General features: G+C 75.1%; 12 protein-coding genes and 1 pseudogene. 5 read left to right on the top strand and 8 right to left on the bottom strand.

The genetic code is table 11. From position 1 onward, the window contains the following. Window positions 1–140 precede the first annotated feature (140 nt). Both ACFWTC_RS10265 and ACFWTC_RS10260 read right to left on the bottom strand, forming a co-directional pair. The gene (locus ACFWTC_RS10265; RefSeq protein WP_267720058.1) at window positions 141–803 is read right to left on the bottom strand and encodes a response regulator transcription factor; all 663 of its coding nucleotides are present in this window, start codon (window positions 801–803) and stop codon (window positions 141–143) included. A 341-nt stretch (window positions 804–1,144) separates the two neighbouring features. After that, window positions 1,145–1,801 carry a DUF3000 domain-containing protein gene (locus tag ACFWTC_RS10260; protein WP_384028900.1) on the bottom strand — a complete coding sequence of 219 codons (657 nt, stop codon included), beginning with the start codon at window positions 1,799–1,801 and terminating at the stop codon, window positions 1,145–1,147. A 91-nt stretch (window positions 1,802–1,892) separates the two neighbouring features. Between ACFWTC_RS10260 and hemE the strand changes: the two genes are divergently transcribed. Beyond that, window positions 1,893–2,996 (top strand): uroporphyrinogen decarboxylase, encoded by a 1,104-nt coding sequence (hemE, locus tag ACFWTC_RS10255; RefSeq protein WP_384074139.1) that lies wholly within the window; start codon window positions 1,893–1,895, stop codon window positions 2,994–2,996. 107 nt (window positions 2,997–3,103) lie between these two features. Here the strand turns inward: hemE and ACFWTC_RS10250 are convergent, their stop codons facing one another. Further along, window positions 3,104–4,486, bottom strand: a complete 1,383-nt coding sequence (locus ACFWTC_RS10250; protein WP_384028898.1) for an FAD-dependent oxidoreductase — start codon at window positions 4,484–4,486, stop codon at window positions 3,104–3,106. A gap of 88 nt (window positions 4,487–4,574) precedes the next feature. Then, window positions 4,575–5,672: a DUF4349 domain-containing protein gene (locus ACFWTC_RS10245; protein WP_384028897.1), complete on the bottom strand. Its 1,098-nt coding sequence runs from the start codon at window positions 5,670–5,672 to the stop codon at window positions 4,575–4,577. 139 nt (window positions 5,673–5,811) lie between these two features. On the opposite strand from ACFWTC_RS10245, the gene hemG reads away from it, so the two are divergent. Together hemG and hemQ are read left to right on the top strand one after the other, a co-directional pair. Then, the gene (hemG, locus tag ACFWTC_RS10240; RefSeq protein ID WP_384028895.1) at window positions 5,812–7,281 is read left to right on the top strand and encodes a protoporphyrinogen oxidase; all 1,470 of its coding nucleotides are present in this window, start codon (window positions 5,812–5,814) and stop codon (window positions 7,279–7,281) included. A gap of 23 nt (window positions 7,282–7,304) precedes the next feature. Then, a complete protein-coding gene (gene hemQ / locus ACFWTC_RS10235; protein WP_383919705.1) occupies window positions 7,305–8,018 on the top strand; it encodes a hydrogen peroxide-dependent heme synthase in 714 nt (237 codons plus the stop codon). Between the two features lie 108 nt (window positions 8,019–8,126). Here the strand turns inward: hemQ and ACFWTC_RS10230 are convergent, their stop codons facing one another. The 4 genes from ACFWTC_RS10230 to ACFWTC_RS10215 all read right to left on the bottom strand — a co-directional run bounded on the left by ACFWTC_RS10230 (window position 8,127) and on the right by ACFWTC_RS10215 (window position 12,123). Then, window positions 8,127–8,543 carry an alpha/beta hydrolase gene (locus ACFWTC_RS10230; RefSeq protein WP_384028925.1) on the bottom strand — a complete coding sequence of 139 codons (417 nt, stop codon included), beginning with the start codon at window positions 8,541–8,543 and terminating at the stop codon, window positions 8,127–8,129. 81 nt (window positions 8,544–8,624) lie between these two features. Further along, window positions 8,625–9,677, bottom strand: coding sequence for a TIGR04222 domain-containing membrane protein (locus tag ACFWTC_RS10225; protein ID WP_384028893.1), 1,053 nt, complete (start codon window positions 9,675–9,677; stop codon window positions 8,625–8,627). Continuing rightward, entirely contained in the window at window positions 9,674–11,242 is a 1,569-nt protein-coding gene (locus tag ACFWTC_RS10220; RefSeq protein WP_384028923.1) for a DUF692 domain-containing protein, read from the bottom strand. Before ACFWTC_RS10220 ends, ACFWTC_RS10225 begins: the two co-directional genes overlap by 4 nt. A 128-nt stretch (window positions 11,243–11,370) precedes the next feature. After that, on the bottom strand, window positions 11,371–12,123 hold the full coding sequence (locus ACFWTC_RS10215; RefSeq protein WP_383919713.1) for an aminoacyl-tRNA hydrolase: 753 nt from the start codon (window positions 12,121–12,123) through the stop codon (window positions 11,371–11,373). A gap of 197 nt (window positions 12,124–12,320) precedes the next feature. On the opposite strand from ACFWTC_RS10215, the pseudogene ACFWTC_RS10210 reads away from it, so the two are divergent. Further along, window positions 12,321–12,868, top strand: a pseudogene (locus ACFWTC_RS10210) (AIM24 family protein). Between the two features lie 106 nt (window positions 12,869–12,974). Beyond that, window positions 12,975–13,190 carry a hypothetical protein gene (locus ACFWTC_RS10205; RefSeq protein ID WP_383919718.1) on the top strand — a complete coding sequence of 72 codons (216 nt, stop codon included), beginning with the start codon at window positions 12,975–12,977 and terminating at the stop codon, window positions 13,188–13,190. Window positions 13,191–13,201 lie beyond the last annotated feature (11 nt).

Genomic DNA, 13,201 nt, shown 5'->3' with positions numbered 1-13,201 from the left:
AGGGTATCCGTGGATGTGACGCACCCGTCGCCGGAACGTTCCGGCGACGGGTGCGGGGGGTGGGGGCGGACGGCTCCCCGGGTTCCCCCGGGTGCACCCCCAGCCACCGCTGGGGTCCGCCGGGGAGCCTCGGGGCGGGATCAGTGGATGATTCCGGTCCGCAGGGCGACGGCGACCATCCCGGCCCGGTCGCCGGTGCCCAGCTTGCGGGCGATCCGTGCGAGGTGGGACTTGACGGTCAGGGCGGACAGGCCCATCGATACGCCGATGGCCTTGTTGGACTGGCCCTCCGCGACGAGGCGCAGGACCTCGACCTCGCGGCCGGAGAGCTCTCGGTAGCCGCCCGGGTGGCTCGGGGCACCCGGGGGGCGGCGGTGCATGCGGGCCGCGGCAGCGCCGATGGGGGCGGCGCCGGGCCGGGTGGGGAGCCCGATGTTCGTCCGGGTACCGGTGACGACGTAGCCCTTCACTCCGCCCGCGAGGGCGTTGCGGACGGCGCCGATGTCGTCGGCGGCGGACAGGGCCAGGCCGTTGGGCCAGCCGGCGGCGCGGGTCTCGGAGAGCAGGGTGAGACCGGAACCGTCGGGCAGGTGTACGTCGGCCACGCAGATGTCGCGCGGGCTGGCGACGCGGGGACGGGCCTCCGCGATGGACGAAGCCTCGATCACGTCGCGTACTCCGAGGGCCCACAGATGGCGGGTCACGGTGGAACGCACGCGCGGGTCGGCCACGACGACCATGGCCGTCGGCTTGTTCGGGCGGTAGGCGACCAGGCTTGCGGGCTGCTCGAGAAGAACGGACACCTAGGCCTCCTGGGGGAGTGGCGGGACGGCCGGCTAGGGGAAGGAAGCCGGTGCGAACCGTGCGGATGGTCACTGACTCCTTCGGCACGTCACCCGCCCGGCTTTAGGGAATGATCACGATTTGGTGAGTAACAATTCGGGCAATTCGGACGCATGATCGATCATCGGGTGATCAGAAGCCCACAACGGACGCCCGGTTCTGACACTCGGTTCCGGGCTTCGAGCGACCGTGCGAGGCGGTGTACGGATCCCGCCCGCTCCGCACGGGCTGCGAGCGGTCGGGGCCGGGGGCCGGGTGCGCGTCCGCGCGGCCTCCCGCGCACCGCCGTACGGCCCCGCGCCTACGGGCGGTGCGGACCGCGCCGCTGTGGCAGGGAGACCACGCCGGTGGCCGTGTCCGTCGGGCCCACCGGGGGCAGCCCCGCGATCTGGCACAGCAGCTCGCACCACGCCGACAGGTGCGCCGAGGTGTCCGGCACCCCGCCCACCCCCTCGCGGGGCGTCCACGAGGCCCGGATCTCGATCTGGGTCGCCGGCCGCCGCTCCGAGAGCCCGCCGAAGTAGTGCGAGCTCGCCATGGTGACGGTGCCGCTCGGCTCCCCGTACGTCAGGCCGCGCGCGTCGAGCGCCCCGGTCAGCCAGGACCAGCACACCTCGGGGAGGAGCGGGTCGGCGGCCATCTCCGGCTCCAGCTCGGCCCGTACCAGCGTCACCAGGCGGAACGTCCCGTGCCAGGCGTCGTGCCCGGAGGGGTCGTGGAGCAGGATGAGCCGGCCGTCGGCCAGGTCGTCCTCGCCGTCGACGACCGCCGCCTCCAGCGCGTAGGCGTGCGGAGCCAGTCTCTGGGGCGGTTTCGTGGGGTCGATCTCGATCCCCGCACGCAGCCGCGCCTTCTTCAAGCCGTCGACCGCCCGCCGGAACGGGAGCGGGACGGAGCTCTCCTTCGCGCTGTCCATACCGTCGGCGCCATCTGAAAATCGTCCCTGAGCCGCAGCCATGCGGGGAAGACTAGGCGGAACGAGCGCCCGTACGGCGCAGGGACACCCGCGCCGGGCCGGGCACTTCTTCATACGTGCGAGGATTCGGGGCGTGAGTGCCAACGACCTTCCCCTCGCTCGAGGCTCCGCCCGAGCTGGGGAGACCCCGTCCACGGGCCAGCCGAGTCAGACGTACGATTCCGCCTTCATGAAGGCGTGCCGGCGGGAGCCGGTGCCCCACACCCCGGTGTGGTTCATGCGGCAGGCGGGGCGCTCACTGCCGGAGTACCGCAAGCTGCGCGAGGGCACCCAGATGCTCGAATCGTGCATGCGGCCGGACATGGTCACCGAGATCACGCTGCAGCCGGTGCGCCGCCACGACGTGGACGCGGCGATCTTCTTCTCCGACATCGTGGTCCCGCTGAAGGCCATCGGCATCGACCTGGACATCAAGCCGGGCGTCGGCCCGGTCGTCGCCCGGCCGATCCGCCGCCGCGAGGACCTCGCACAGCTGCGCGACCTCACCCCGGAGGACGTCTCGTACGTCACCGAGGCGATCGGCATGCTCACGGGTGAACTGGGCTCCACCCCGCTGATCGGATTCGCGGGTGCGCCGTTCACCCTCGCGAGCTACCTCGTGGAGGGCGGCCCGTCCCGCAACCACGAGCACACCAAGGCCCTCATGTACGGGGACCCGCAGCTGTGGGCGGACCTGCTGGACCGCCTCGCCGAGATCACCTCGGCCTTCCTGAAGGTCCAGATCGAGGCGGGCGTCTCCGCCGTCCAGCTCTTCGACTCCTGGGTCGGCGCGCTGGCCCCGGCCGACTACCGCCGCTCGGTGATGCCCGCCTCGGCGAAGGTCTTCGAGTCCGTCGCGTCGTACGGCGTCCCGCGCATCCACTTCGGCGTGGGCACGGGCGAGCTGCTGGGCCTGATGGGCGAGGCCGGCGCGGACGTCATGGGCGTCGACTGGCGCATCCCGATGGACGAGGCCGTCCGCCGGGTCGGCCCCGGCAAGGCGCTCCAGGGCAACCTGGACCCCGCGGTGCTCTTCTCCACCCCCGAGGCGGTCGAGGCCAAGACGGACGAGGTCCTCGCGGCGGCCGCCGGTCTGGAGGGCCACGTCTTCAACCTCGGGCACGGCGTCCTCCCGACGACCGACCCGGAGGCCCTGACCCGCCTGGTGGACTACGTCCACACCAAGACCGCCCGCTGAGCCGGACGGCACCGGAGACGACCGGGACGCCGGTACCGCGCTGTGCACCGCACGGCACGGACCGGCGTCTCGCACGTCCGGCGGCAGCCGCCGCCGGACGGGATCCGCTACACGCCGGCCGCGCGCACCGCCGAGACCGCCTTGCGGGCCGCCACCAGCACCGGGTCCCAGACCGGGGAGAACGGCGGGGCGTAGCCCAGGTCCAGCGAGACCATCTGGTCCACCGTCATCCCCGCGGTGAGGGCGACCGCGGCGACGTCCACCCGCTTGGCCGCGCCCGCGCCGCCGACGATCTGCACGCCGAGGAGCCGGCCGGTGCGGCGCTCCGCCAGCATCTTCACCGTCATCTCCGTCGCGCCCGGGTAGTAGCCCGCCGTGTTGGTGGAGGTGATCGTCGCGGTGACGAAGCGCAGGCCCGCGTCCAGGGCGTCCTTCTCGCGCAGTCCCGTACGGGCGATCTCCAGGTCGCAGACCTTGCTCACCGCGGTGCCGACCACCCCGGGGAACGTGGCGTAGCCGCCGCCGACGCCCGAGCCGATGACCTGGCCGTGCTTGTTGGCGTGCGTGCCCAGCGGAATGTGCCGGGTGCGGCCCGAGACCAGGTCGAGGACCTCCACGCAGTCCCCGCCCGACCAGACGTTGCCGTGGCCGCGGACCCGCATCGACAGGTCCGTGAGCAGGCCGCCCGACAGGCCGAGCGGCAGCCCGGCCGCGCGCGCCAGGGCCGTGCGGGGCTCCACGCCGATGCCGAGCACGACCACGTCCGCCGGGTACTCGTCGCCCGCCGCCGTCGCCACCGCCCGGACCCGGCCCTCGTCGTCGGTCAGGATCTTCGTCACCTCGGCCCGGGAGACCGTCACGATGCCCATGCCGTTCATCGCACGGTGCACCAGGCCGCCCATGTCCGGGTCCAGGGTGGCCATCGGCTGTTCGCCGCGGTGCAGGACGGTGACCTCGAACCCGCGGCCGACCAGCGCCTCCGCCATCTCCACGCCGATGTAGCCCGCGCCGACGACGACCGCGCGCCGGCCCTCCGTACGCTCCAGGCTCGTCATGAGCCGCCGGCCGTCGTCCAGGCTCTGGACGCCGTGCACCCCGTGCGCGCCGATGCCGGGCAGCCGCGGCCGGACCGGGCGGGCGCCGGTGGCCAGGACGAGCTGGTCGTAGCCGGTCCAGGACTCGGACCCCGATTCCAGATCGCGGGACCGGACCCGCTGCCCGGCCAGGTCCAGCTCCACGACCTCGGTACGGGTGCGCACGTCGATGCCGCGGGCCCGGTGCTCCTCGGGCGTACGGGCGACGAGGTCGTCCGGCCCCGCGACCTGGCCGCCGATCCAGTACGGGATCCCGCACGCGGAGTACGAGGTGTAGTGCCCGCGCTCGAAGGCGGTGATCTCCAGCTCCGCCGGGCCCTTGAGCCGCCGCGCCTGCGACGCCGCGGACATCCCCGCCGCGTCGCCGCCGACCACCACCAGTCGTTCCGCCGCCATCGCCCGTACCGCCCTTCCGTCACCCGTCACCGTCGTCCGGGGGAACACGCTACGGGCGAAGGCGTGTTCCCCCCCTACCCGGCGGGCCTCAGGCCTGTCCGTCCGTCCCGGTCCCGGTCCCGGTGGGGGAGTCGGCGGGGGACGAAGCCCTCGCGCGGGCCGGCGCGGCATTGGGGGCGCCGGCCGGCGGCGCGGCGGGCGTGGCCCACGGCCCCGGGGCACCCTGCGCGGGGACCCGCGCGGCGGCGGACGCCGGGCGCGGCTTCGCGGGCCGCAGCCTGCGGTAGATGCGGAACGCCAGCGCGAGCAGCGCCGCCGTGATCGCGAACGGCAGCACCGCGCCGATCGCGAGGACGAGGTACCGCACCAGGGTGGAGAAGACCTCCCAGCCGCCGCGCAGCGCGTCGGCGAAGCCCGTCTCGTCGTCCTTCTTCTCCGCGGCCTTCGGGGCCGGTTCGGACACCGAGAGGGTGATCGTGCCCAGCGCGGTCTGGTCCTTCAGCGCGCCCTGCTGGGCCAGCAGCGACTCCAGGTCGGACTGGCGCCGGCTCAACTCGCCCTCCAGCATGACCACGTCGCTCAGCGCCGAGGCCCGGTCCATCATCTCGCGCACCCGGACCACGCTGGCCTGCTGCGACTTGACCCGGCTGTCGACGTCGGCGACCTTCTCGCCCACGTCCTGGGTCTCGACCTTGCGGTTGAGCAGCTTCCCGCCGCCCTCCAGCGAGCCGATCACGGCGTCGAAGCGCTCGCCCGGCACCCGCAGCGTCACCGTCGAGGTGACCAGGCCGTCCTTGCCGCGCCCCGTGGACTCGTTGCCCACGTACCCGCCCGCCCGTTCCGCCTCCGTGCGGGCCGCCGCGAGGGCCTTCTGCGGCTCCGCCGTCTCGATGGCCAGCGTCGCCGTGCGGATCACGTGGGCGCGGACCGGCGCGGGCTGTGGCTGGGCCTTGGCGTCCGCCGCCGAGGGCGCGGCGGTCCCGGAACCCGGCTTGGCCGCGGCAGCCCCGCCCTCCTGCGCCGCGCCGTCCTGCGGACCGGCCGCCGGGGCCCGGTCGGCGGCGGCCGGCCGCGCGGCTGACTTGTCCTCGGCGGAGCCGGCCCCGCAGCCGGTGAGCGCGAGCGCCCCGGCCAGGGAGAGGGCGGCCAGAGCGGACGCGGAGCGGTGTCCGCGCACGGAATGCATGATGGTGAACCCCCGGAGATCGGCTGGTGTTGCCGGTTCGACGTCCCGAGGCCCGGTACGGGTTGCACCCGCGCGGTTCCGGCCCGGTCCCGATGCGGTCACGGTCCGGCGTCGGTGATCGGTCTGAGACGATGTGTCCATGCACGAAGCGGACATGCGTACGGACCGGCCGGACGTCCCCGGGGCCCCGGCCGGCTCTCCGGGCCACGTCGTCGTGGTCGGCGGCGGCATCGCGGGCCTCGCCGCGGCCCACCGGCTGCTCGCCGACGGCGTCCGGGTCACCCTGGTGGAGGCCGGACCGCGGCTCGGCGGCAAGCTGCGCGCCGACGAGCTCGCCGGCCTGCCCGTCGACCTCGGCGCCGAGTCCGTGCTCGCCCGCCGCCCCGAAGCCCTCGAACTGGCCCGCGCCGTCGGCCTCGGCGAAGCCCTCCAGGCGCCCGCCACCGCCACCGCCCACCTGTGGACCCGCGGCGAGCTGCGGCCGATGCCGCGCGGGCACGTCATGGGCGTCCCCGGCGACCTGGGCCCGCTGGCCGCGTCCGGGGTGCTCTCCCCGGAGGGCCTGGCCCGGATCGGGGCCGAGCACGAGCAGCCGCCCACCGAGATCGGCGAGGACGTGGCCGTCGGCGCGTACGTCGCCGCCCGGCTCGGGCGCGAGGTCGTCGACCGGCTCGTGGAACCCCTGCTCGGAGGGGTCTACGCGGGCGACGCCTACCGCATCTCCATGCGCGCGGCCGTGCCCCAGCTCTTCGAGGCCGCCCGCACGCACGCGCTGCTGGGCGACGGCGTACGGGAACTGCAGCGCCGGGCGGCGGAGCAGCCCCAGGCGGCCGGGCCCGTCTTCGCCGGCATCGACGGCGGCATCGGCCGGCTCCCGCTCGCCGTGGCCGACGCCTGCCGCGCGGCCGGGGCGCGGATCCTCCTCGACACCCCCGTGAGCGAGTTGACCCGTACCACCGGGGGCTGGCGGGTGGTGGCCGGAGCGGAGGCCGTCGAGGCCGACGGCGTGATCCTGGCCACCCCGGCCGGAGCCGCCGCGCGTCTGCTCGACGGGACGGTCCCCGCGGCCGCCGCCGAGCTGCGCTCCGTCGAGTACGCCTCGATGGCCCTGGTCACGATGGCCTTCCGCCGCTCCGAGCTGCCGGCCTGCGTCACCGGCGGCGGCGCCAGCGGCTTCCTGGTCCCGCCCGTGGACGGCCGCACCATCAAGGCCTCCACCTTCTCCAGCAACAAGTGGGCCTGGGCCGGCACCGACCCCGAGCTCTTCCTGCTGCGCACCTCCGTGGGCCGCCACGGCGACGAGGCGGACCTGGCCCGGGACGACGCGGAGCTGGTCGGCGTCTCGCTCGCCGACCTCGGCGCGGCCGTCGGCCTCGCGGCCCGCCCGGTCGCCTCCACCGTCACCCGCTGGGACGGCGGCCTGCCCCAGTACCCCGTGGGCCACCTCGCCCGGGTCGCCCGGATCCGCGCCGCCGTCGCGGCCCTGCCCGGCCTCGCGGTCTGCGGGGCGCTCTACGACGGGGTGGGCGTTCCGGCGTGCGTCGCCAGTGCGCACAGGGCCGCCGACGCGGTGACCGCCGCGATCGGCACCCCTGGCACCGACCACTGATCAGCACACGGGACAATGGACGCATGACTGCACCAGAGAAGATTCCCAACGCGGGGAAGAAGGCGAAGGACCTCAACGAGGTCATCCGCTACACCCTGTGGTCCGTCTTCAAGCTGAAGGACGTACTCCCGGAGGACCGCGCCGGCTACGCCGACGAGGTCCAGGATCTCTTCGACCAGCTGGGCGCCAAGGACATCACCGTCCGCGGTACCTACGACGTGTCCGGCCTGCGCGCCGACGCCGACGTCATGATCTGGTGGCACGCCGAGACGGCGGACGAACTGCAGGGCGCCTACAACCTGTTCCGCCGCACCAAGCTGGGCCGCGCGCTGGAGCCGGTGTGGTCGAACATGGCCCTGCACCGCCCGGCCGAGTTCAACAAGTCGCACATCCCGGCCTTCCTGGCGGACGAGAACGCGCGCGACTACGTCAGCGTCTACCCCTTCGTCCGCAGTTACGACTGGTACCTGCTGCCCGACGAGGACCGCCGCCGCATGCTCGCCGACCACGGCAAGATGGCCCGCGGCTACCCCGACGTGCGCGCCAACACCGTCGCCTCCTTCTCCCTCGGCGACTACGAGTGGATGCTGGCCTTCGAGGCCGACGAGCTGTACCGCATCGTCGACCTCATGCGTCACCTGCGCGCCTCCGAGGCCCGCATGCACGTCCGTGAAGAGGTCCCCTTCTACACCGGGCGCCGCAAGTCCGTCGCCGATCTGGTGGCCGGACTCGCCTGATACCTCCCCTGGGGGGAAGAACCGGCGTGCGCCCCTGACTGAGGCGCTGCCGGTGGATCGGGAGGCACAGCCCCCGAATCGACGCAGCCGGAGACCCCGCCCGGAAGTTCAGACGGCAGGCGGCACCAGTGCCCCGCGGGCACGCGCTGCCCGGCCGTCCAGCGACACCGGTGCGGGCTCCGGATGCGGTCCACACGTGACACGCCGTCCCGCGGTGTCACCTGTCAGCAGGTACCGCTCCACGTGACGGTCCACGCAGTCGTTGCGTCCGCCGACCACTCCGTGGTGGCCCGAGTCCCGCTCCGTGACCAGCGCCGCCCCGGCGCCGAGGCGCCGCTGGAGCTCCAGCGCCCCCCGGTACGGAGTCGCCCCGTCCCGTTCCGCGGCGACGACGAGCGTGCGCGGCAGCCCCGGGTGCGGGGCCCCCACGGCGGCGGGCCGCTGCCGGTTCCGTACGGGCCAGGAGGCGCACGGCAGGTTCAGGAAGGCGTTGGCCCAGGTCTCGAACGGGGCCGTACGCGCCAGCTCGGTGTTGTCGCGGTCCCAGACCGCCCAGTCCGCGATCCACCCCCGGTTGCCGTACCCGCGGCCCGTCGTGACGAGCGGTCAGGAACTGCTGGAGCAGCTGGAGCCGGAGGAGCTGCTGCAACTGGACCCGGAGCTGCTCGAACAGCTGGAACCGCTGCTGCCGCAACTGCTGCCGCTCCCGCCGCCGCTGCCGCCCGAGGAGCCGCAGCCGGAGCCCGGGGCGCAGCCGGCGCCGCCCCCGGAGCAGCCGCCAGCACCGCCGCCGCCCCCTCCGCCGCCGTCGCTCCCGGCGCACCAGAGGACCGGCAGGACATCGGCGAACGACCCGTGGTCGTGGGACCCGTGGCGGACGGGGCGGCCGCGCACCTGGGCCGCCGCGAGCCGGGTGCCGCGCGCCGCCGGCACCAGCTGCTGCCGCAGGAACGGGTCCCGCAGCCCGCGCAGCCCGAACAGCGCGGTCTGCACGTGCGGGGTCGGGTCGTTCGCGTACGAGCCGCGCAGCTCGCGCAGCGCCCGAGCGCCCGCCGGGGTCAGCCGGCTCCGGGCCCGGGCGGCGCCGATCCGGGCCGCGACGATCCCGCCGAGCAGCGCGGGCACCACCTTCACGGCGAACGGCACCGCCGGGCCGGACTCCAGGACGTACGCGAGGAAGGTCAGCGGCAGCGACACCGGGATCAGCACCGCGCACACCACGGTCTGGACCAGCGCCCAGCGCCGCCAGGTCCGCCCGGCGCCGGGCCGGGACAGCAGCCCGCGGGCGGCCAGCGCGTCACCGGTCTCCTGCACGGCGGGGTCGAGCATGGCGGCGTACCGGACCTGGTAGAGCCAGCCCGAAGGGGCCCCCTGGTGCGCCCCGAGCACGGCGCGCTCGGCGATGTCGCCGGCCCGCGCCCCGGGCCGTACGTGGACGATGCCCGGGCCCCCGACGACCAGCCGGCCGTCCCCGAGGAGGGAGACGAGCGCGGTGTCCACCACGCCGCCCGGCCCGCCGGACAGGAACGCGGCCTCGGACAGGTCGTGGAGGCCGGGGGCCGCCCCGGCCGCCGGGGTCCGGGAGCGGCGCAGGCCGCGGAAGAGCAGGACGCTGGAGGCGGCGACGCTGAGCCAGACGGCCAGGGCGAGGAGGTTCATGCCGCTCTCCCCACCAGGGCGCGGGCCCAGCGCACGATGCGGCGGGGCGGCCGCGCTCCGGCCCGGTCCTGCCACCAGGCGGTGAGCCGGCGCCGGGCGGCCGGGTCGGCCGGCAGGTCCCGGATGAGGAGGTGCTCGGCGAAGTCCAGCGCGTCCCGGCGGTATCCGCCGGTCATGGGACGGCCCTTGGCGTACGCGGAGAACGCCTCGCGGTACGGTCCGTCACCGCCGAGGATCGCGGGGAGTTCGGGGGCCAGCCTGGCCACCACCCCGGCCCGCTTGGCGATCAGGGCGCGGGCCTGCACGTGGACGCGCCGGCGGTCGAACCCCTCGGGGACGGGCGTCGCGGCCACCAGCGCCGACAGCAGGGCCGCCTGCCGGAGCCCGACGCGCGTCCGGGCGGCCTCGCCGGCCGGGGCGGGCGGGGCGGGCACGGGATCCGGCTCCACGACGGGGCCGGTGGGGCCGTCGGCGCCGCTGTGGCCCGCCGGGACACCGCCGGACCCGGCAGCGGGCGCCGCCTCCGGCGCGGCCGCCCGAGGTGTAGCCGCAGCCGCAGCCGCAGGCGACGCGGCGTTCGGCGCGGCCGTCACCGTGGGGACCCCCGTCACCGTGGGGACCTCCGTCACCGTGGGGACCTCCGTCACCGTGTGGACCCCCGTCCCCGCGGTGACCCCCGTCCCCGCGGTGACCCCGGTCACCGTAGGGACCCCCGCCGCCGCCGGGACGCGTACGCGCGGCGGCGCGGCGTCCCGGCCGGCGGTCGTCAGCACCGTGCGGATCGCGGTCAGTTCCCCGGCGAGCTCCGCCTCCGGCGGGAAGTCGTCGTCCCGCTCCAGCAGGACGCCCGGCGGGTCCACCCGGGACCGCAGTCCCGCCAGCAGGTCCAGCACGACCGGCGGCACGGGGTGCGCGTGCGTGTCGTGCCAGACACCGCCCCGCTCCACCCCGCCCGCCACGTGCACGTACGCCAGCGCCTCCAACGGGATCGCGTCCAGCACGGCCGCCGGGTCCTCGCCGCGGTTGACCCGGTTGGTGTGCAGGTTGGCCACGTCGATGAGCAGCCGGACACCGGTCCGGGCGACCAGCTCCGACAGGAACCGGCCCTCCGTCATCTCCTCGTCCGGCCAGGAGATCAGCGCGGCGATGTTCTCCAGCGCCAGCGGCACGGGCAGCGCGTCCTGGGCGATCCGTACGTTCTCACACAGCACGTCCAGCGCGTCCCGCGTGCGCGGCACCGGCAGCAGGTGGCCGGCCTCCAGCGCGGGCGAGGAGGTGCGTACGAACGCGATGTGCTCGGTGACCAGCGGCGCCCCCAGCGCCACCGCCCGCTCGGCGAGCGCCGCCAGCTTCTCCGGGTCGGGGCGGTCCGCGCCACCCAGCCCCAGGGAGACCCCGTGCGGTACGACGCGCACGCCGCGCTCGCGCAGCCGCACCAGCGCGGTCGGGAGGTGGCCCGGGCAGATGTTCTCGGCCACCACCTCGACCCAGTCCAGTCCGGGCAGCCGCTCGACGGCGTCCGAGATCTCCGGCCGCCAGCCGATGCCCACCCCCAGGTGTGCCATGGGTTCCATGTCCCCCGCCCCCTCTCATCGGACCCTGTGCCGGTGTCATCGCCCCGGCAGGGTCACGCCAATCGCGTAGGGGGACGTTCAGAGCAACATTTGAGGTTCCGCGGGCCCGCGGAACAGGCTCAGAGCCGGGCCCGCAGCGCCGGATGGTCCGCGACCACCGTGCACGAGCCGGGCGCGATCTCCGTGAAGCCGGCGTCCCGCACCACCGGCAGCCCGCTCCCGCTCAGCTCCGCCCACCGCTCGCGCGGCGGGGTCCGTACGGCCAGCCGGAAGCCTGACTCCCGCCAGGCGGCCCGCTCCGGCGCGGTCAGCTCCCACCAGGCGAGCTGCGCCGCGTGCCCGGCCTGCGCCATGGCCTTGCCGGCCGACATGTCCAGGCCGGGGTTGAGCCACAGCACGGGCAGGTCCGCCCCGGCGGGGGCCGCGACGGGCCCGGGGTCGTCCAGGTCGGTGCCCGAGACCTGGAGCTTGGCCAGCTCCTTGGGCCAGCCGTCGAGGGGCACCGGCGGGAAGACCCGTACCTCCGCGGCGTCGCCGTGCACGGTGACGCCCGGAAGGGTCCCGGCCTTGCGCCACTCCGCGCCGCGCGCCCGCCGGACCACCTTGCGGATGCGGGCGTCCTGCCAGTCCCGAACCGCTTCGGCCCACTCGCCCTCGCCGTGCGCCCGCTCGTCGGTCAGCAGGACGAGCACCGCGCGGGCCGCGGTCTCCAGGGCGTCCGTGCGGGCGGGCGGCTCGGCCTTCTCGATCCGCACGACCAGCGGCAGGACGAATTGGGGGGCCTCGTCGCGGACGGCGTGCTCCTGGCGGAAGGGACGGTCCGATCCGACGGCGGGTACGTCCGTGGTGTCGTGCGCGGGCTGGCTGCTCATCCTGCCAAGGATGCCAGCCTCCGCCTTCAGGATGACGCCCAGGGGGCTCGCTCCGGGCGAGGATCGAAGCCATGAAGAGTGACCTGTTCGCATCCGAGAACCTGGCCCGGCCCGCCACCGCCCCGGGCATGACCCTGCAGAACGCCAAGTCGGTGAAGTACGCCGTCGACGGCGAGATGCTCGCGCGCCAGGGCTCGATGGTGGCCTTCCGGGGCAGCCTCCAGTTCGAGCGCAAGGGACAGGGCATCGGCGGCATGCTCAAGCGCGCCGTCACCGGCGAGGGCCTCGCGCTGATGACGGTGCGCGGGCAGGGCGAGGCCTGGTTCGCCCACCAGGGCGGCAACTGCTTCATCGTCGACTTCGAGCCGGGCGACGCCCTGACCGTCACGGCCGCAACGTGCTGTGCTTCGACCCGACCCTGTCCTACGAGATCAAGATGGTGAAGGGCGCCGGCATGGCCGGCGGCGGCCTCTTCAACAGCCTCTTCACCGGCACCGGCAAGCTCGCCGTCGTCTGCGACGGCGCCCCGATCGTCATACCGGTCACCGCGCAGGCCCCGGTCTACGTGGACACCGACGCGGTCGTCGGCTGGAGCGCCGGACTGGAGACCGGCCTGCACCGCTCCCAGTCGGCCGGCTCGATGATCCGCGGCGGCTCCGGCGAGGCCGTCCAGCTGATGCTGCGGGGCGAGGGCTTCGTCATGGTCCGCCCGAGCGAGGTCACCGAGCGGACCGGGGCGCACTGACCGTCGGGGGACGCTTTCCCCGGCCCCCCCGCCCTCGGCCGGGCCGCCGGCGGTCGCACTGCTGCAGGCCCGCCGTCCGGCGGCCCGGCTGAGTAGGCTCGTACACATGGAGCAGCAGGAAGAGACCCCGTCGGAGCAGCGGGAGGGCGCCCCGTCGTACTGCGCGGCCCCGGCTGCGCCCGCCGGGCGGGTCGCCGGGCCGCCGTACGCCGACTGCCTGGGGTGCGGCAGGCCCACCGAGTACGGGGTCGCGACCCCGGGCATCGTGCTGTGCCCCGTGTGCGAATGGCAGGAGGCGCAGCGCACCGCCTGCTCCGGCTGAGCCCCCCGACA

It is taken from the genome of Streptomyces sp. NPDC058619 (assembly GCF_042717785.1).
Taxonomy (GTDB): domain Bacteria; phylum Actinomycetota; class Actinomycetes; order Streptomycetales; family Streptomycetaceae; genus Streptomyces.
The sequence above is the reverse complement of the archived record's forward strand: the minus strand, read 5'-3'. Positions and strand labels throughout refer to the sequence as shown.

What these genes read in the sequence shown, in the direction of transcription:
- ACFWTC_RS10260 (WP_384028900.1), bottom strand. Translation starts at nt 1,801, where the DNA reads ATGGCTGCGGCTCAGGGACGATTTTCAGATGGCGCCGACGGTATGGAC.
- ACFWTC_RS10250 (WP_384028898.1), bottom strand. Translation starts at nt 4,486, where the DNA reads ATGGCGGCGGAACGACTGGTGGTGGTCGGCGGCGACGCGGCGGGGATG.
- ACFWTC_RS10245 (WP_384028897.1), bottom strand. Translation starts at nt 5,672, where the DNA reads ATGCATTCCGTGCGCGGACACCGCTCCGCGTCCGCTCTGGCCGCCCTC.
- hemG (WP_384028895.1), top strand. Translation starts at nt 5,812, where the DNA reads ATGCACGAAGCGGACATGCGTACGGACCGGCCGGACGTCCCCGGGGCC.
- hemQ (WP_383919705.1), top strand. Translation starts at nt 7,305, where the DNA reads ATGACTGCACCAGAGAAGATTCCCAACGCGGGGAAGAAGGCGAAGGAC.
- ACFWTC_RS10225 (WP_384028893.1), bottom strand. Translation starts at nt 9,677, where the DNA reads ATGAACCTCCTCGCCCTGGCCGTCTGGCTCAGCGTCGCCGCCTCCAGC.
- ACFWTC_RS10220 (WP_384028923.1), bottom strand. Translation starts at nt 11,242, where the DNA reads ATGGCACACCTGGGGGTGGGCATCGGCTGGCGGCCGGAGATCTCGGAC.
- ACFWTC_RS10215 (WP_383919713.1), bottom strand. Translation starts at nt 12,123, where the DNA reads ATGAGCAGCCAGCCCGCGCACGACACCACGGACGTACCCGCCGTCGGA.
- ACFWTC_RS10205 (WP_383919718.1), top strand. Translation starts at nt 12,975, where the DNA reads ATGGAGCAGCAGGAAGAGACCCCGTCGGAGCAGCGGGAGGGCGCCCCG.